The sequence below is a fragment of the Novosphingobium taihuense genome, assembly GCF_007830315.1.
Lineage (GTDB): Bacteria > Pseudomonadota > Alphaproteobacteria > Sphingomonadales > Sphingomonadaceae > Novosphingobium > Novosphingobium taihuense.
This window is the reverse complement of record NZ_VLKJ01000002.1, coordinates 454296-472396: the sequence shown is the minus strand read 5'-3', so window position 1 is coordinate 472396 and position 18101 is coordinate 454296. Positions and strand designations below refer to the sequence as shown.

The following is an 18101-nucleotide window of genomic DNA, read 5'->3' as shown; positions in this document are numbered from 1 at the left end:
AAATCAGTTTAGTGGACTCACGCGCCACCAAGGATCGTGACGACTGTCGCAGCTTCCTCGTATCCAAGGAACCCGCCGCCATTCTCAGCTGCAGCAAAACGGGCGTTTGCCACCTGCCGCTGCCCTGCCTCGCCGCGCAACTGAGTGACCAGTTCGTGCAATTGGATGATACCGGTCGCTCCGACCGGGTGACCTTTGGACAAAAGACCTCCGGATGGATTGACTGCAACACGCCCGTTGATGCGCGTCTCGCCTGCCTCGGTAAAGGGTCCGCCTTCTCCACGCGGGCAAAGACCGAGGTTTTCGATCTGCAGGATTTCTGCAAAGGCGGTGGCATCATGCACCTCTGCCACTCGGATGACCTCGGGGCCGACTCCCGCCATCTCGTAGGCTTTCACCGCGGCCCGTCGTCCGATGTGGTTGTCGAGGTCATCTGGTTGACGGTCACTGGCCGACACCAGCGCGCAAGCCGCCACTGGCACGGCACGTGCCTTATTGAAGCGCTTGAGCGCACTACCCGTGCACAAGATCATGGCAGCGGCCCCATCGCTGATCGGGGCACACATGGAGCGGGTAAAAGGCCACGACACTGGCTTGTCGGCCAGAACTGCATCCACGCTCATGTCGAAGCGATACTGCGCATCGGGGTTCATGGTCGAGTTGTAGTGATTTTTGGCCGCAACAGCGGCAATCTGACGCTGCGTCGTGCCAAAGCGAGCCATGTGATACCGCGCGAACGCAGCATAAATATCCATGAAAACGCTGCGTTCGGCTGCCGGCTCCACGCCTTCCGGGATCGGCATTCCTTCGGCAAGCGACAACAGCTGTGCGATCTGGCTATCGAATTCCAGAACATCAGTACTGCCGCGAAACGCCGCGAACATGCCGTTGCGGTTTTCAGGGAAGAACATTTTCTCGCAGCCAATGGCCAGCGCCACTTCCCCGGCTCCGGCCTTGAGGAAATTGACGGCGTTGAAGAAGCCGGTACTGCCGCTCGCGCAAGCATTTTCGACGTTGGTAATCGGAATCCCGACGACACCGCTTTTGCGCAGCGCCACTTCGCCGCGTATGCCGTTCTGGCCTTCCAGCAGCGCTTGCCGCGTGTTCCCGAACCACGCCGCTTCGATCAGCGAAGGATCGGCCAGGCCGCTGTCATCAAGTGCCTTGCTCAGCGCAGCCGCCGTCATGTCACGGACGGACATATCCGGAAACTTGCCCAGCGAGGTCATCCCCGATCCGACTATGAAGATATCCTCGGCCGTTGACATGCGGGCTCCCTGGCAATCTGATTAACTATGACAACAATCGAGTGGTCGGCGTACGTGCCCAAGAGCGTCGACGGTTCCTGCGGTCCAGACAAAACCTACACAGGGCTCACCTCCGTTGTCATCCCTACCCCTCGACAATCAGCACTGTGATAGCGGCATGCCGAACTGGTTAAAGCTCAACACAAGGCCGGCTTCCGGCGCGCGTCAGGCCCGATCTCGCAGTTCCGTTTTCTGCACCTTGCCTGTCGCATTAAGCGGCAGGGAATCGAGAAAGCGGACAGAGCGCGGCACCTTGTAATTTGCCATTTCTTCGCGACACCATGCTATCACTTCTTCTTCGGTGAGATTAGATCCCTCTTGTCGGACCACGAATGCCCTCCCGACCTGACCGAGCCGCTCATCATCGGTGCCGATGACCGCAACGGCCGCTATGCCGGGCATGGTCCGCATGACATGTTCGATTTCTGCCGGATAACAATTGAACCCGCCCACAAGGTACATGTCCTTGATGCGATCGGTCAGATGGAGGTTCCCTGCCTCATCGAGCCAGCCGGCATCGCCAGTTAGCAGAAATCCATCAGCCGTGAACGCAGCGGCAGATGCCTCCGGATCGTCAAGGTAGCCGGGAGTTATCTGAGGGCCCTTGGCCGCAACCTCGCCCACTTGGCCGCGCGGCATTTCCTTGTGATCGGGTCCCAGAATTTTGAGATCGATGTTGCCAAGCGGCCGACCAACCGTGCGAGCGATCACCTCTGGTGGATCGTCATCGCGGGTCGCAGTCAGTGAACCGGCAGCCTCGGTCAAACCATAACCCGTCCTCACGATGGTATTCGCACCCAAGTAAGCGCGCATATCCTCCACCAGTTTGACAGGGATGACGGTGCCGCCAGTCGAAATGATCCGCAAACTGGAAAGATCGGTTCTGGGCCGGTCAGGATGATCCAGGAGACCTTGCCCAACCGGCGGTGCCACAGGAAGTACGGTCACGCCTTCCTCTTCCACAAGAGCCAGAAGCTTGGCCGCCTCGAAAGTGCTGACCGGAACTATCCGGACCCCGTAGAGGACAGACACCTGCCACCCTGCGCGATAGCCAGCGTTGTGCGCGAAGGGGAACGTGACTGCGAAAACATCGTCCGGCGTAAACTGGTCGACGTCCTGCGCCTGCACATCACAGGCGGCAAGGCTTTTGCGATGGGTCATCAGGACGCCTTTGGGCCGCCCTGTCGTTCCCGAGGTGAAGATGATATCTGAAAGATCGTCACCCGATCCTTCGGAAATCCGCACGTCGAGCATCTGATCTGTCGAGCGCGGTGCGCCCGAAACCAAGTGGTCAAACGTCATCGCATTTTCGCCGATCACTTGATCGGAGGCCCCGAAGACAACGATTTTCTCCAGGGTTTCAAGCTCTTGCTCCTGCAAGGCCCCAAGATAGTTGTATTCACCGAAGCCGGGATCGCAGAAGATCAAACGTGCTTTTGCGTCGTTGAGAATTCCGGCAACCTCCCTGCCTTTCAGCCTGGTGCCAACCGGGATCAGTACGCCTCCCGCAGCCTGGATACCAAGCGCAGCAATCACCCAGTTTGCACTGTTTACCGCCCAGATTGCGATGCGATCTCCGCGCTCTATTCCCAAGGCAATCAAAGCGCCCGCTACATCGCGGCTCGCCTGTTCAAGTTCGGCGTAGGTCAGCGTCCTACCTTGTTCTGTGATTGCGCCACGGGTGGCATGGCGCTCCACAGACTGCTGAAAACGTTGGTAAAGCGAGGGGTTGTTCATGAGCGGACCGAGGTTAGGAGTGGTCGATGAGCCGCGTGCAATACTACGGCGAGGTGTATTTGACCCCATCGGTGCGCGGGAAATCCCCCATCTGATTTCGACAGGGCCCTTAGTCAGACGGACGTGGTCGATCAGTTGGGGATAGTGCACGTTGATGACGAGCTAATGGAAGGAAAAGAGGATGTCCGAGGCTGACAGCAAGACGGCGCTACGCGCGCTGATGGAGCGATATTTCGAACTCTTCAACGCCAGCGACTTCGGAACCGCCTTAAGCGAATGCTACAATCTGCCGTTTTCCTGGCTTGTTGGCCCAGCGGCCGACACGGTCCTCACGCCTGAAGCTTTCGTTGCACGCATGAGCGCCATGCGCTCAAGCCTCGCCGACGCCGGTCTCACCTACAGCGAACTCTTGGACACCAAAGTTCGCATGATGGGGCCAAACGCCGCCTTGATCGGCGTTGTCACCGCCCGGCACTACGGAAATGGGAAGGCCAGCGAGGTATCAGGTGCCACCTATGTCGCGCATTTGGGTGACAAGGGCTGGCGGCTTGCGCTGCTGATCGCGCACCCCGTGCAGGATATCGTGGACTGAAACGAAAACGCGAAAGCGTCGTGCTGCATACGCCAGATCAGCACGACGCCCGAAAACCGCTTCGCGTCAAACCTCCCACTTCAGCGGGAGTGAAAGAACCCCGGTGACATTGCCGGAAGCTGCAACCATGGGCTTTTCCGGATCAAGCGAATAATCTGGAATGCGCTTCAGCCATTCCTCCATGAAAAGAATGATCTCGCTGCGCGCCAATGCTGCACCGGGGCAGCGATGGGGGCCGCTGCCGAAGGTCTGGAAATCCGTTCCCTTGGACGAGCGGTCGAGGTCAATCTCGAGCGAGTTGTTCCAGCGGCTTTCGTCAAGTCCGTGCAGAGCGGTCGCGAGGAAGAGCGTGTCTCCCGCTTTCACCGTGATCCCATCGATCTCGATGTCAGCCACCGCCTGCCGCGAAGGCCCTGCGACACCGAACCGACGGATGATTTCATCGACGCGGCGCTCGATCAGCCGGGGTTCGGCTACCAATCGGCGGCGCAGCGGAACATTGACCGCCAGATGCGCTGCGATGAATCCCATCATCGACGCGACCGTGTCCAAACCGCCGATCAGAACCTGAGTGCATTCACCGACAATTTCTTCACGTGTCATTGGCCGACCGAGCACCGAGCCATTGGCAATGGTGCTGATGAGATCGTTTCCAGGATTCTTCGTCCGCTTGTCGACATAGCCTGCAACGTACTCGTACATCTTCTGAAATGCGACCATGCGTTCAGCTTCATCTGGCATGCGCACCACCTCGGCGAGACTGGCCAAATAGGGGCGATCCTCGCTCGGAAGGTCCACGAGACTGAGAAATACTTCAATCGGCAAATGTTGCGCAAAATCGACAGCGAAATCGCAGGCACCGTCAGCCCGGAAACCTTCAATCAGATCGATGGCAAGCCCCCGAGCCCGTTCGATGGCAGCCAGCAGCGGCTTGCCCACCACATAGGGCATGAGGAATGAGCGATACGCGCGATGCAGCGCGCCGTCCGACATGATCGGGATCAGCGGCAACATATCCTTGGGGTTGGGCGGAACCCATTCGCCACCGTTGATGAAAACATCAGCGTCCTGAAAGACACGCTCAATCACGTGGGCGCGCATCGGGATCCAGTGCCCACCATTGCGTGGTGTATAGATGAGCGACGGACTTGCATCCTGCAGTTTCTTCCAGCCGATGTGAATGTCTGGATCGATTGCATTTACGTTGAAGATATCGACGTCACGCACAAGTTCACTTGGAACATGGTCCGGGATGTCGGCTAAAGCTGTTGCCATCCTGTTTCTCCGAAGATTTGCAACGCACGAATGGCGTCGATAATGCGCATTGGTGCGGCCCCACGCGAGGCAGCACTCGGTCGATCAGACCTCACGACCATCGAAGGCGAAAATCTCGTTCCGCGAGTGCTTGTTGCGAAGCTCGAGGTAGGGCTTGTATTCTTCTGCATCGAGGAACTGCTGCGCTGCCTCGACCGATGGAAAATCGAAAATGCCTATTCCGGTCGGCGCGGGGAACGTGCCTTCCAGAACTTTGACTTCGCCGGTTGATATGAAGTTGTACGACCCACCATACTTTGCAACCATTTGCGGAACATTGGCCGAATACTCAGGAATCCAGTCCATGTTTTCAGCGTAGAGCAAAGCGATCATACGGGTGGCCATATTAAAATTCCTCTCTATTTGCGTTCTGAAACTTCTAAAGTCCCGCTGCACAGATGCTGAGCGCGAAGGAGCGCACGTCATCCGCGAAGAGCGCGGGCTGCTCCATGGCCGCGAAATGGCCACCGCGCGGCATGTCGGTCCAGCGCACAATGTTGTAGCTTTTCTGGGCAAGACTGCGCGGCGGAGGCGCAAAGACCGGATCGGGGAATGCTGCAATCGCCGTCGGCACTGCAACCGGATGATCGAGCGGGAAGGAGCCACCCAAAGTGTTGCCGAGATAAAGCCAGGTCGATGTGGTGATGGCCCCAGTCGCAACGTAGAGCATGATATTGGTCAGCAGATGGTCGATGGAATAGGCTTCACCAAGCTGTGGTTGGCCATCCGGACGAGGTAAGTCGGACCATGCAGCAAACTTTTCGAGGATCCACGCGGCAGCACCGACCGGACTGTCCTGCAGGGCAAACCCCAACGTCTGCGGCTTTGTGCGTTGCTGGTGGGCATAACCACCATCGAACTCGCGATATTGCGCCTGAAGGTTGCGATAGGCGCGTTCCTCATCAGTCTCGTACTTCAGACCGGCGTGGCCCATGATCACCATGTTGAGATGCAGACCAATACAGGCTGCGGGATAGTCATGCGCCATCCAAGCCGACACCGTACTGCCCCAATCGCCGCCCTGTGCAAGGTAGCGATCGTATTCCAGGATTTCTGTCACGAGCTTGTGCATGATCCGCGCGACATCACGCGTCCCGATGGGTTTCGCCGGAGGGCCGGAAAAACCATAGCCCGGCAACGACGGAATGATCAGGTCAAAGCCATCTCCTGCGTGACCACCGAACAATTCGGGACTGGCCAATCGAGGTGCTGCCTCGATAAACTCCAAGAACGAACCCGGCCAACCGTGGAGAAGAACGATAGGTGGACGACCAGCAGGCGCACCGCTGCGAAAATGCAGAAAATGGATCTGGATGCCATCAATTTCCGCAATGAAATGCGGCAACACGTTGAGCTTTCGCTCTTCTGCCCTCCAATCGTAACCGCCGGTCCAACGCTCCATGATCTGACGCAGCGCGTCCACGCCCATGCCAGCAGACCAGCCGCCGGCATCTGGAAACTGCGCCCAGTCATACGAACTGACACGGTCTCTGATCCAGCCAAGCCGCTCTTCAGATATGGAAATTGAATAAGGTTCCACGAAGGCACTCGCATGATTCAATGGTCAAGGCTGCACGACGCAACGCCTTTCCATATCATAACGAACTGAACTGGCGCCCCCACGATGCCGGTCATTACATGGCTGATATGAATTCTGGCCGGTCCCGCTCACAACACTTTTCACAAACCAACAGTTTGCCATTGCGGTAGTGCTCGCCAACAGTTGGCAGCAGGCCACAAATGGGAGACGCGCGATGCTCGATGAAAAGGCAAACCTCAAAGGCAAGGTTGCCGCTTTGCTTGGCGGTGGCGGAGGAATTGGCGGCGCCGCGACGCTCGGGCTCGCAGCCATGGGCGTGGATGTGGCGGTGCTCGACAAGGACGCCGAAGCAATGGCCGAAACGAAGCGACAGGTCGAAGCCATGGGCCGCAGGTTCCTGTCGTTCCACGGCGATGTGCTGTCGAGCGACAATGTTCGCGATTTCTATGCGCAGGTCGGTGAACAGTTTGACCGGCTCGATGTTGTCGTCAACGTGGCCGGTGGGGTCAAGCAACGGGACTTCCTGACCGCTACAGACGAACAGGATGCCGAGGATATCCGCCGCAATTTCGGATACGTCATCCAGTCGATCCGCTTGGCCGTGCCGCTCATCGAACGGGCCGACCGGGGCGGAAGCATCATCAACTTCACCACGATCGAAGCCTATCGCGGGGCGGCAAGCTTCTCGGTCTATGCCGGCGCCAAGGCGGCCAATGCAAACCTGCGCAAAGCACTCGCAGTAGAACTCGGGCGTCGGCGCATCCGCATCAACGAGGTGACGCCGGATACCACGCCTAGCAATGGGAACAACACCGCGCTGCTTCCTGAGCTGGCCGCCACGTTCGCCGAAACCCCGATGAGCGCAGTCGAAAAGGCTTTTGCGATGTACATTCCCATGGGCACGCCGGCTTCGCAGGAAGATCTTGCCGACACGGTGGTGTTCCTAGCATCGGACCTGTCGCGCTCGATTACAGGGGTAAACATCCATGTCGATGGCGGCACTTCGGCGGCAGGCGGTTTCATCAATTGGCCCGGCGGTGGATACTGCCCTGCTCCATTGGGAGATTCGCTCAAGCTTCTATTCCCCAACGGCTGACAAGCGTCCGATCATCCAACCGGGTTGCGCAGTATCGCGCCACCCGGTTGCTGTCTGTTCAGCCAGGCATGATCTACCGGTCTGTTCTCAGCTTGATCACGCTATCGCCAAAGGGGCCGTCGCGGCCGTTCAAAGCCTGCTTCAAGCCACCTTCACCCATGTCCTTCTTGAATCGCATGCGCGCTGGACCTGTCCCGAGGTGAGCACGTGCATCCATCTCACGTGCGAAGCGTTGGGTCGTGAGCATGCCCATCTGCTCCATCGCCATGTTGACGATCCGCTTCTGGGCGGCTGAAAGCTCTGTATCGACAAGGGCTACTCGCTGAGCAAGATCCATTGCGAAATCGTCGATCTCGTCGGCAGGTACCGCATCGAGGACAAGGCCGATCTTGGCCGCATCGCGCCCAAGAATGACATCGCCGGTCAGCAGCAGACGTTTCGCCCATTGCGGCCCCACGTGATAGGTCCACATGTGCGAAGGGGGTGAACCATTGGCCCGGATTGCCGGAAAGCCGATTTTGGCATCGTCTGCCGCCACGATCATGTCGCAACGCAGAGCAAGATCGGTGCCGCCCGCCAGGCAATTGCCATGGATCTTTGCGATAACCGGCTTGTGCATCGAAAAGATCAGATCCGGAATCGCCTGAAACCGTTCCATGCCCCAGCAGTCATTGTCAAAGCTGCCATATGCGGGACGGTAGCTGTGCTGCTCGGCCGCATCGTTTTCCGGTTCCCAATCGCCATAGGAAGATGTGAGATCGTATCCGGCGCAGAAATCCTTGCCCTCGCCCTGTAGCAGCACCGCGTTAATGTCTTGTCGGTCGTCCGCCTCCAGCAAAGCGTCGCGCAGTTCATAGATGAGTTGATGCGAGATCGCGTTGCGTTTCTCGGGCCGGTTCAGCGTGATGCAGGCCACTGCGCCGAAAACCTCGAACCGCACGCACTGCGGCTTGCGCAGCCATTTCCCTGAATAGTCCTGCATCTCCACTCTCCTCGCAATTCACCAGCCCATACGAGCATGAACGCGGACAGATGCACCGAACGTCACCGGCTTGCATTCAGAATGGCATTTCGGTTGCGCGAAATTACATGCTTGGTTTTGTAGCTTGATCGCGTCCGTCGTCGATGCGCGCCGCCCTGAGCGCCCCACGACGAACCTTGCCAGCATCGTCGCGCAAGCGTTCTTGAGTGAACTCGAACGAACGCGGTCGCTTGAATGGGGCCAATTGCAAAAGTTGGACGGCCAGAAACTCACCAGCATCCTGTGGTGCCGCTGTGCCTTCAGCAAGCTCGACGATCGCATGGAGAATGTTGCCCAGATCATCATCAGGAAGACCGATGACCGCGCAGCAAAGAATGTCGGGGTGCCTTTCCAGAGCGGCCTCGATTTCAGCGGGAAATATGTTTACTCCCGCCACCACAACCATGTCTGTGCGTCTGTCGGCGATGTAAAGGTATCCGTCGTCGTCGAGCCAGCCCATATCCCCGAAGCTGTCCAACTCGCCGCGGATGCGGGTCTCCGAACCGATGTATCGATACTTCGTGCCCGGACCAACGCCACGTCGGCGAAAACTGATTTCGCCGATCTTGCCCGGCGGCAGTTCGCGTCCATCCTCCCCGATAATGACGATTTCATCGCTAGGAGGCGGTCTGCCAACCGAACCAGGATGGGCCAGCCATTCGTCGCCCCTGATCATCGTGGACCCGATCCGCTCGGTTCCACCATAAACCTCAAGCACCTTTTCGGGCCCGATACGATCAAGCCACCACCGCTTGACATCAGCCGGGCATACTGCAGCCGCGTGAAACAGTACTTCGATTGATGACAAATCCGCATTGCGTGTCACCGTTTCTGGCAGCTTTGCGATGCGGCTCATCATGGTAGGCACCAGATTGACCGAATGAGGACGATGCTTTTCGACCAGTCGCAACCATTCGACCGGCTCGAAACGCTCCATGCTGACTACCGTGCTGCCTTCCGCCAGTGGCAGAATACAGTAGTTGTAGGGCATCGTATGATACAGCGGTCCGGCATTCACAGTGGTGATCATGGCAGGACGAAAGGTTGAAGCCTTGTCCGGCCCCCAGATCGAGGGCACTGGGTCTATCGTCAGCTTCGGCCTTCCGGTGCTGCCGCCGCTGGCAATGATCTTGCCTGGCTCGGCGACGGCAGGAGGCAATGGTTCATCGGAGAATTCATGAAGGCCAAGCGCATCTGCCTCTAAAACCGGCGAAACCGAAAAGGCCGTCGCGATATCGGCTACCACAACGCGAGGCTGTACCAGCCGCTCCAACTCAGCCAGCTCACTTGCAACCAGACGGAACGAGATCGGACACGGCATGGCCCCCAGTTTCCACGCCGCATAGAAGGTCTGCACGAACTCCACACGATTGCGCATGCAGATCATGACGGTATCGCCGTTCTGCACCCCTATACTGGCCAGACGACGCGCCAACCTGTTTGTGGCTGAATCAAGCTCGGCGAAAGTGAGGTCCCGATCAGCGATCGAAAGAGCCGTGACCGAGCCACGCATGGCTGCATGGGCTGACAACAGCATTCCCATGGGCGCTCCAACTCGAGGCGTGCCGTCGTCATGCAGATAATCAGAGGCTGCGAATGAAGCTGCGGTCATGGATCAGAAGGTCGCGGCCATGCACGGAAAATTCGCTGACATAACTTTATGATCTCCGAAGAAATAGCCAAGTCTGACAAGCTCTTCTGCGCAGCGATTGGTCGGTTCGGGAAGCCACGTCGTTACAAGCATTACATTGCTGATATCGGCAGCGGCGTCCTAACCAGAAGGGTTGAGTGCCATCCATTCTGATCAATCTTATATATCTGTTTTTGTTTCTTTTTAACTGCAACCTTCGCTTGCCACCCTGCGCGTGGCCTAGCGGCAAAGCCTTCATAGCCTCTCCGCCAGGAGCCCTGAGCCGGGTAGGCAGATTGACACTGCAAGGCGCCCCTACCTATCTCCGTCACAGCAGACGGGCCCCCCCTTCGGCACTTCCCTGAAGATATGAAAGCGCATCGCGATGAAAGTCCTGATTGTATCCGCTCATCCTGGCCCAACATCCCTGACAAATTCACTCCGGGATGTGGCTGCCGAGCAACTGCGCGCTGACGGGCATGAGGTGCAGATCTCGGACCTATATGCGATGAAGTTCAAAGCCTGCCACGATGCTGACGACTTCACCGCGCACGATCCTGCCGAACCCGTGCGTTACCCCTTTGCCTCGATGGCTGCAGCCGCTGATCGCGCTTTCGCAGCTGACATTATTGCCGAACAGGACAAGGTCCTTTGGGCAGACGCAGTCATCTTCGCGTTCCCGCTGTGGTGGTTTGCGATGCCCGCAATCATGAAAGGCTGGATTGACCGGGTGTGGACTGCCGGGATCGGCTATCAGACGGGTGGCGACCGTTATGGCGCCGGGCGCATGGTTGGCAAGCGCGCAATGCTCATGGTGATGGTCGGAGGCGGTGAATCCTATTTCAGCGACCGCGGCGTCAATGGACCGATTGATGACCTCCTTTTCCCGCTGAATCACGGGATGCTGTGGTACCCAGGCTTCGATGTACTGCCGTCCTGCGTGCTGCATCGTACAGACCGGATGGAACAGGAGCGCTACGACAGTATCGCCGAGGAAGTACGTGAGCGTATGCGCACCTTGTTCACGATCTCGCCGATCCCTTATCGGCGGCAGGCTGAAGACTATACAGAACGCAAGTTCGAACTGAAGGAAGAGATTGCGGCGAACGCTCCACCGGGCTTTGCTGCACACATCGACGAGAGCCGCAAGTAACCGGTCCAGGTTATGCCACTGGGCAACTGTCCAGACGCACGCAAGCGCCCGCTCACCCAGCGACATGCGGGGGATTGTTCAGTGGAATTGACCTCCGTGCTCGGGAATCAATCTCGGATATGATCTCGGACTCTCTAATGGGCAGGGCGCGTTGACATCACCGCAGCGCAGACTTCTAATTCACTGCGAATATTGCCCGAACCTAGATCTGTCCGGGCCTGCGACCTCCTGATCAGGATAACAACTCCAAGATGCAATTGCTGGATGAACTGTTTGGCCTGAATGGCACCACCGCACTGGTTACGGGCGCCGGAAGCGGCCTTGGCCGGGTGATTGCGGAAGGGTATGCACAAGTGGGCGCGCGAGTGGTCTGTGCTGATTTGCTTCCCGACAGGGTGGATGAGGTCGTGACCGCCATCCGCGCCAACGGCGGACAGGCAGAAGCGTGCGTTCTCGACGTATGGGATGAGGCAGCCGTTGCGCAGCTGGCCAAAGACATGGGCGGACAACCTCTCGATGTTCTGGTGAATTTCGCAGGTGTCGCAACACCGCCGACCATGACTCACGAACTTTCGACTGCAGATTGGCAGCGTGGCGTCGGCATCAGCCTGACTGGTACCTTTTTCATGACGAGAGCGCTGCTGCCCAATTTGCGCGCCAACGGCGGTTCGATCATCAACGTCGCATCGATACTCGGCTTGGGCGGCTATTATCCTGACTTTCCTGCATCGAGCGCGGACTATGCTGCCTCGAAGGCAGGAGTGATAGGCTTTACGCGCCAGGTCGCGGTCGAATACGCCGCTGAGAAGGTCCGGGCAAACGTAATCGCCCCCGGCTGGCACGGCGGAACCCGACTTGGCGATGGCCGCCGCAAGGAGCGCACAAAGGAAGAGGAAGAGCGCTTCTACACCGAGATGAATCGCCGCATACCCATGAAACGTCGTGGTGACGCGAGTGAGATTCTCGGCCTCGCGCTTTATCTTGCCTCGCCTGCTTCTGCCTATCTGACGGGGCAGGTCATCACTCAGGACGGTGGATGGACTGCGTGCTGACCAAATCCCCACATTGCCTGCTTCGTATCCCTCCGATCCAGGATCGTTGACCATGATTCACGAAAAGATCGCAAGCATCTCTCGCGCCGACTTCCCATTGCTTGTCGAAGCCAAACGTCTTGCTCCGCAGATCGCGAGCAAGGGCGAAGAGAACGACGCCAATGGACGAGTCAGCGACCAATCAATATCGGCGCTTCACGAGGCCGGCTTCTTCAGCATGATGGTTCCCGAATCCGTGGGCGGGCTGAACGCAAATCCCGTTCAGGTACTCTCGGTTGTCGAGGAGCTTTGCAAAGCCGATATTGCGACTGGCTGGGTCGTCATGGCAGCCAACGTGGCAACGGCGGCGGCGGCTGCATTTCTTTCCGACGCAGGCTTTCAGGATATCTTCGGCAAATCTCGCCCCATCATCGCGGGCGCTGGTGCACCTACCGGCAAGGCTGAGGTCGTTGATGGCGGATACCGCCTTACCGGCCATTGGACCTACGGCAGCGGCTGCCTCCATTGCGATTATTTCCATGCGGGCGCAATCGTGACTGAAGGAGGCAAGCCGAAACTGGTGCCTGGCACCAACGCGCCTGAAGCTCGAACCTTCCTGATCCCCGCGCATGAAGTGGAAAAGAAGGGTAATTGGGATGTCCTGGGGCTGAGAGCGACCGGCAGCATAGACTATTCGGTCACCGACGTGTTCATTCCCGACGATCATACCCATCCGCCTTCCGAACTCGTCGGGAAGCGTGGGGGCGACAGTTACCGGATCGGCGTTGTCGGTTTCAGCGCCCTTGGCCACACAGGCGTGGCGCTGGGACATGGTCGACGCGTGCTGGATGAACTGGCAGCGCTCGTGAATGCGCCATCTGGTCGTCCGTCGGCACTGGCCAACCTTGGTGGTTCCGATTCTTTTAAAGAGGATTTCGCTTCAGCCGAGGCCAAGCTCCGTGCGGCTCGCGCGCTCGCATTTGATGTCTGGAACGACATTAGCGAAACTGTCAGCAGAGGCGAAGCCGTTCAGGTGAGACAGTTCACATGGGCCCGACTGGCGTTGAGCCATGCCACCACTGCCATGATGGAAAACTCCATTTTCGCGCATCGTGCTAGCGGCGGCGTCGGCCTCCGCAAGGGTACTCTTGAGCGTACCTTGCGTGACACATTCTCGGCAACCCAACACCTCGTGGTCTCAAACAACTCGTTGCGTGACGCCGGCACAGATCTGTTGGGGCTGGCTGAAGGAAAGCGTTGGACACCGCGCGGGCTTGTCGATGCCAATTGATTGCAAAGCCTGAAGCACGGCGATGGTCCCATGTGTATCCCGGTTAGGGAACAGGGCTGGAAGCTGTCGAATGGGACAGAGTTTTCGGGGTGAAGACAGATGCTGCCAGTTCAGATGATTTACCGGGGGCTGCGTCTGAACCCGGAACGAGAAGCCTTGGCCGATGGATCTGTGCGATTATCTTATCGTGAACTTGCTACTCGTGTTGATGCAATAGCCACTTATCTGCAGGAGCGGTTCCCGGAACCGCAGACCCGCATTGGCGTCTGCGGACATAACAACTGGTATCATGTGGTCATGATGCTCGGCATCTTTGCATCTGGTCATGTGTGGGTTCCACTGAACCCACGCAATTCGCGAGCCGAACTCACAGGGATTGCCACAGCCGCAGACCTTTCATTGATAGCTGCGGACGATGATTTCATCCCGCTCTTTGCCGATTCCAATTGCGCCATGATCCTGATGGCAGGGCAGGCGCGAACGGGAATCGAGAGCCTGACAGAGATTTGCGAAACCCATCGTGGTCGTCGGCCTGCGGATATCGCGCATCTCGTCGACGAGATTGCGGCGATCAAGTTCACCGGTGGTACTACGGGCAATCCAAAGGGTGTGCTCCAGCCCTACCGCGCCTTCATGAGTTGCATCGCCAGCATGTTGACCACGTTCGGGTTCAATGAGCATGATCGCATGCTGGTAGTTGCTCCTTTGACACACGGGGCAGGCACTTTCCTGATGCCGATTCTCGCATCAGGCGGATCAATTGTGCTCGTCGATGGCGCGAAAGCACCGGCCATCTCTGAAGTGATTATCCGTGAAGGCATCACCGCAAGCTTCATGCCGCCTACTCTCATTTACTCGCTGGTCGACCACGCAATCGCGACAGGTTTACGCTATACTCAGTTCAAGCACCTCATCTATGGGGCCGCTCCGATGCCGGCAGCCAGAATCCGTCAGGCGCAAGAAGTCTTCGGACCAACCGTTGCGGCGATTTACGGTCAGACCGAAGCTCCCACGATGATCACTGCCATAACGGCCAGTGAATTAGCGGATAGTGCAAACATCGAATCCGTCGGAAGGCCATGCCCCTACAACGACGTGCAGGTCATGGGACCGGACGGCACGCTACTTCCCGCCGGGCAACTTGGTGAAGTGGTCGTGCGTGGCGATCTTGTGATGCGGGGATATTTGAATCGCCCTGACTTGACTGAGCAAACTATCGTCGACGGTTGGCTGCACACCGGGGATCTCGGACTATTCGATGAGCGCGGATATCTGTTTCTCAAGGATCGATTGCGCGACGTAATCATAACCGGTGGTTTCAATGTCTATCCTGGAGACGTTGAAGCTTGCCTGTCGACCCATCCGGATGTGCTTAACGTGGCCGTGATTGCGAGGCCCGATGATTATTGGGGCCAACGCGTGGAGGCAGCAGTTGTCCTGGCCGACGGCAGTAAGACAACTCCGGAAGAACTCGTCAGTTTTGCCAAGGAGGCACTCGGTTCGGTCCGCGCGCCCAAGGCAATTCATACCCTGCCAAGCATGCCAATCAATCCGGTCGGCAAAGTGACCCGATTGAACGTTCTGAATGCTGTAGAAGCGCTGGAGAGAGGTGAAGCAGACGCATCGTCACTCCATTGAGCTGGAAGCCGCCATTTCAAAGTCTCCCAAGTACGTCTGCGAAGGAATGACGGATGCAACTTGTGTATCTAAGGCTTGGAACCAACGATCTCGAAAAGGCGCGCGCCTTCTATGACGAGACATTCGGGATACTGGGCCTGCCGCCTTCGTCGGGACAGTTCGATCCCCCGTTTCTCATGTACAGCATTCCGGGTGGCCCCAGCTTTGCAGTAGGTGTCGCGCGCAATGGCGAGCCGGCTACCTATGCCAATGGCGGAACGATCATGTTCGCGGCCGATAGCGACGAGCAGGTCGCAGCTTGGCATGCTGCGGGCATCGCAAACGGCGGGACATGCGAAGGGAAACCCGAGCCGAAGCCGCGTGCAAACGGTGCATTCGGTGCGTACCTCAGAGATCCAGACGGCAACAAGCTATGCTGCTACCACGGTGTCAGGCTTGATTGAGATGACCCGGCACCTTGAACAATCGCGATGGATGGGTTCCACGAGTTTGATACTCAGCGAGACCGGCGATCGATAACACGGTCAATCTTGCCTCCCCCGGCCGGATCGGGACGCTGGAACTGCGTAATCGCATGTTCCAGACGGCAATGGGTTCCAACCATGCCGAGCCAGATGGTCAATGTGGCGACCGAACCCTTTCCTTCTACGAAGCCCGTGCCCGCGGCGGCGCGGCACTGGTGAATATGGGGGCAATCGGAGTTGCTTATCCGCATGGCCTGGTCATGCGCAACCAGGTTGGCATCTCGGAAGACCGTTTCATTCCGGGGCTACGACGAGTGACAAGGGCGGTGCAGTCCCATGGTGCAAAGATCGCCGCGCAACTTCAGCATGGCGGTCCGTCCTCGACCGGGGACATGATAGATGGTCGCCCGCTTTTGACCCCCTCTCCACCAACGCCGTCGTCAAGCGTTCTGTCCGGCTTGCTGTTCGATGACGAGATCGAGGAGTCCCCGTTTGGTCGGATCACCCACGCGCCCACGTTCAGGATCATGGACAAGGCTGATATCGCACTTGTCGTCAGGCAGTTTGCCGACGCGGCAAGGCGTGCAGTCGAGGCGGGATTTGACGGTATCGAACTCCATGCTGCGCACGGATTTCTGATCCGGAGCTTCCTGTCTCCAGCAACCAACAGCCGGACGGACGAGTACGGGGGGTCGGTTGAGAACCGTGCTCGCTTCCTTGTCGAAATTATCTCAGCCATACGGCAGGCGATTGGCCGAGATTTTCCACTGTGGGCCAAGTTCAACGTTGTAGAATTCAATATCGAGAACGGTTTCACTGTGGACGATGCATGTATCGTCGCACAGCTTGCACAGCGTGCCGGCGTTGACGCGATCACGGCAAGTTCCTTCAGCGGTAGCGCTCGCGGGAAGGGCCTGGTCAGTGGCTCTGCTCCAATGAACCCGGCGAACTACGCGAGCTATGCCTCCAAGGTGAGGGAAGCTGTCAGCGTTCCCGTGATCGCAGCAGGCAGGCTCGAAATAGATGTTGCCAACGATCTGCTGGCCGCAGGCAAAGCTGATTTCATCGGAATGGGGCGAAAGCTTCTGGCTGACCCCGATCTGCCGAATAAGGTCGTCGCCGGGACACCTGACGAAATCAGGCCATGCATCTACTGCTTTCTGTGTCTCTCTGAAATTGCGCTCGATCGCCATGTCCGGTGTGCTGCAAACGGCATGACCGGCCGAGAATCACTCGTTACGCATTCTCCCACCAAATCTTCCCGCAAGGTGGTCGTCGTTGGCGGCGGCCCGGGAGGGATGGAGACTGCCCGCCTGCTCGATAAGGCGGGGCATCGGGTGACCCTGCTTGAAGCGTCAGGGCAATTGGGCGGAACGGCACTGATTGCCGCCATTGCATATGAGCCGAATGGCCGCCTTGTTGCCTGGTTAAAGCGGCAGCTGTCCAAAGGCGCCGTTGACGTCCAGCTTGGCAGCAAGGCAAGCCTTGATGCGATCAAGACATTGGAACCTGATGTCGTGATCGTGGCCACGGGTGCAGCCCGCGATCGCCCCGCGATCTCCGGGGCTCACCTATCACATGTTTTCGATGGCAACGACCTGCGAGAGTTACTGTTAGGGGAGCCAGGCAATGCTGACAGCATTACCAGATTTTCTCTTGCAACGCGGGCGCTGATGGCGTCGGGCCGAAAGCTTGGCCTGATTGGTTCACCTCAGTTAATCCGGAGAGCCAGCCGCATTTGGATGCCTCTGGGTAAGCAAATCGTGATCATCGGCGGTGATCTGGTCGGATTGGAACTCGCCGAGTTTCTTGCCCACCGTGGCCGTTCTGTAACTGTCGTTGACGACACCGCAAAGTTCGGCGTCGGACTGGCGCCGTTGCGTCGAGGTGCCATTCTTGACGAACTAGAGACAATGGGTGTCGTCATGGTGCCCGGCGTGCATGCTATCACCATCCATGAGAAGGACGTACATTGCACAGACCGTGAGGGCGTCAACAGGGCCTTTGCTGCTGACAATGTCATCCTTGCCAAGGGCGCAACCGAGGATCTTTCGCTCGTCACGCAATTGCGTGCAGCCGGGTTCGAGACGCATGCAGTGGGCGATTGCAGGGGCGTGGGATACATTGCCCAGGCGATGAAGGATGCCGCCGATGTCGCCGCAACCATAGAATAGCAGATACGCCTTTGCCATCACGCCGCTGATGACCTGGGGGCCTGCTGCCACGCTTGTTGCGCCTGCATAGAGCGAGGCCTAACCATTCTGCAAAATCATACCGGAGAGCCTGT

15 protein-coding genes are annotated in these 18101 nt (G+C 58.1%); 8 read left to right on the top strand and 7 right to left on the bottom strand.

Annotated features, from left to right (window positions below; translation table 11 throughout):
• Nucleotides 1–17: 17 nt before the first annotated feature.
• Nucleotides 18–1268, bottom strand: a complete 1251-nt coding sequence (locus tag IQ25_RS07045) for a thiolase family protein (protein ID WP_144904125.1) — start codon at nt 1266–1268, stop codon at nt 18–20.
• A 204-nt stretch (nt 1269–1472) separates the two neighbouring features.
• The gene (locus IQ25_RS07040) at nt 1473–3044 is read right to left on the bottom strand and encodes an AMP-binding protein (protein ID WP_158637700.1); all 1572 of its coding nucleotides are present in this window, start codon (nt 3042–3044) and stop codon (nt 1473–1475) included.
• Nucleotides 3045–3225: 181 nt separating this feature from the next.
• Here IQ25_RS07040 and IQ25_RS07035 point away from each other — a divergent pair, with 181 nt between their 5' ends.
• Nucleotides 3226–3636 carry a nuclear transport factor 2 family protein gene (locus tag IQ25_RS07035; protein WP_144904121.1) on the top strand — a complete coding sequence of 137 codons (411 nt, stop codon included), beginning with the start codon at nt 3226–3228 and terminating at the stop codon, nt 3634–3636.
• A gap of 66 nt (nt 3637–3702) precedes the next feature.
• Here IQ25_RS07035 and IQ25_RS07030 read toward each other — a convergent pair whose 3' ends face one another.
• The 3 genes from IQ25_RS07030 to IQ25_RS07020 form a co-directional block, all read right to left on the bottom strand.
• A complete protein-coding gene (locus IQ25_RS07030) occupies nt 3703–4911 on the bottom strand; it encodes a cytochrome P450 (protein WP_144904119.1) in 1209 nt (402 codons plus the stop codon).
• A gap of 84 nt (nt 4912–4995) precedes the next feature.
• Nucleotides 4996–5295, bottom strand: coding sequence for a DUF1330 domain-containing protein (locus IQ25_RS07025; protein ID WP_158637699.1), 300 nt, complete (start codon nt 5293–5295; stop codon nt 4996–4998).
• Nucleotides 5296–5329: 34 nt separating this feature from the next.
• Nucleotides 5330–6490 (bottom strand): epoxide hydrolase family protein, encoded by a 1161-nt coding sequence (locus IQ25_RS07020; RefSeq protein ID WP_144904115.1) that lies wholly within the window; start codon nt 6488–6490, stop codon nt 5330–5332.
• Nucleotides 6491–6704: 214 nt separating this feature from the next.
• Here IQ25_RS07020 and IQ25_RS07015 point away from each other — a divergent pair, with 214 nt between their 5' ends.
• Nucleotides 6705–7586: an SDR family NAD(P)-dependent oxidoreductase gene (locus IQ25_RS07015; protein ID WP_144904113.1), complete on the top strand. Its 882-nt coding sequence runs from the start codon at nt 6705–6707 to the stop codon at nt 7584–7586.
• A gap of 73 nt (nt 7587–7659) precedes the next feature.
• Here IQ25_RS07015 and IQ25_RS07010 read toward each other — a convergent pair whose 3' ends face one another.
• Both IQ25_RS07010 and IQ25_RS07005 read right to left on the bottom strand, forming a co-directional pair.
• Nucleotides 7660–8568, bottom strand: coding sequence for a crotonase/enoyl-CoA hydratase family protein (locus tag IQ25_RS07010; protein WP_144904111.1), 909 nt, complete (start codon nt 8566–8568; stop codon nt 7660–7662).
• A 103-nt stretch (nt 8569–8671) separates the two neighbouring features.
• Nucleotides 8672–10150 (bottom strand): AMP-binding protein, encoded by a 1479-nt coding sequence (locus IQ25_RS07005; protein ID WP_258536973.1) that lies wholly within the window; start codon nt 10148–10150, stop codon nt 8672–8674.
• A 472-nt stretch (nt 10151–10622) separates the two neighbouring features.
• Between IQ25_RS07005 and IQ25_RS07000 the strand changes: the two genes are divergently transcribed.
• The 6 genes from IQ25_RS07000 (at nt 10623) to IQ25_RS06975 (ending at nt 17988) form a co-directional block, all read left to right on the top strand.
• A complete protein-coding gene (locus tag IQ25_RS07000) occupies nt 10623–11390 on the top strand; it encodes an NAD(P)H-dependent oxidoreductase (protein WP_144904107.1) in 768 nt (255 codons plus the stop codon).
• Nucleotides 11391–11641: 251 nt separating this feature from the next.
• Nucleotides 11642–12442, top strand: coding sequence for an SDR family NAD(P)-dependent oxidoreductase (locus tag IQ25_RS06995; RefSeq protein ID WP_144904105.1), 801 nt, complete (start codon nt 11642–11644; stop codon nt 12440–12442).
• Between the two features lie 52 nt (nt 12443–12494).
• Complete coding sequence (locus IQ25_RS06990; RefSeq protein ID WP_144904103.1) at nt 12495–13712, top strand: acyl-CoA dehydrogenase family protein; 1218 nt, start codon at nt 12495–12497, stop codon at nt 13710–13712.
• Between the two features lie 99 nt (nt 13713–13811).
• Nucleotides 13812–15350 (top strand): class I adenylate-forming enzyme family protein, encoded by a 1539-nt coding sequence (locus tag IQ25_RS06985; protein ID WP_144904101.1) that lies wholly within the window; start codon nt 13812–13814, stop codon nt 15348–15350.
• Nucleotides 15351–15403: 53 nt separating this feature from the next.
• Entirely contained in the window at nt 15404–15793 is a 390-nt protein-coding gene (locus tag IQ25_RS06980) for a VOC family protein (RefSeq protein WP_144904099.1), read from the top strand.
• 68 nt (nt 15794–15861) lie between these two features.
• Entirely contained in the window at nt 15862–17988 is a 2127-nt protein-coding gene (locus IQ25_RS06975) for an NAD(P)/FAD-dependent oxidoreductase (protein ID WP_258536974.1), read from the top strand.
• Nucleotides 17989–18101 lie beyond the last annotated feature (113 nt).

Coding starts and splice junctions, on each gene's coding strand:
- IQ25_RS07010 (WP_144904111.1), bottom strand. CDS start 8,568: ATGCAGGACTATTCAGGGAAATGGCTGCGCAAGCCGCAGTGCGTGCGG.
- IQ25_RS07030 (WP_144904119.1), bottom strand. CDS start 4,911: ATGGCAACAGCTTTAGCCGACATCCCGGACCATGTTCCAAGTGAACTT.
- IQ25_RS06990 (WP_144904103.1), top strand. CDS start 12,495: ATGATTCACGAAAAGATCGCAAGCATCTCTCGCGCCGACTTCCCATTG.
- IQ25_RS06985 (WP_144904101.1), top strand. CDS start 13,812: ATGCTGCCAGTTCAGATGATTTACCGGGGGCTGCGTCTGAACCCGGAA.
- IQ25_RS07005 (WP_258536973.1), bottom strand. CDS start 10,150: ATGGGAATGCTGTTGTCAGCCCATGCAGCCATGCGTGGCTCGGTCACG.
- IQ25_RS06995 (WP_144904105.1), top strand. CDS start 11,642: ATGCAATTGCTGGATGAACTGTTTGGCCTGAATGGCACCACCGCACTG.
- IQ25_RS07015 (WP_144904113.1), top strand. CDS start 6,705: ATGCTCGATGAAAAGGCAAACCTCAAAGGCAAGGTTGCCGCTTTGCTT.
- IQ25_RS07035 (WP_144904121.1), top strand. CDS start 3,226: ATGTCCGAGGCTGACAGCAAGACGGCGCTACGCGCGCTGATGGAGCGA.
- IQ25_RS07045 (WP_144904125.1), bottom strand. CDS start 1,268: ATGTCAACGGCCGAGGATATCTTCATAGTCGGATCGGGGATGACCTCG.
- IQ25_RS07000 (WP_144904107.1), top strand. CDS start 10,623: ATGAAAGTCCTGATTGTATCCGCTCATCCTGGCCCAACATCCCTGACA.
- IQ25_RS07025 (WP_158637699.1), bottom strand. CDS start 5,295: ATGGCCACCCGTATGATCGCTTTGCTCTACGCTGAAAACATGGACTGG.
- IQ25_RS06980 (WP_144904099.1), top strand. CDS start 15,404: ATGCAACTTGTGTATCTAAGGCTTGGAACCAACGATCTCGAAAAGGCG.
- IQ25_RS07040 (WP_158637700.1), bottom strand. CDS start 3,044: ATGAACAACCCCTCGCTTTACCAACGTTTTCAGCAGTCTGTGGAGCGC.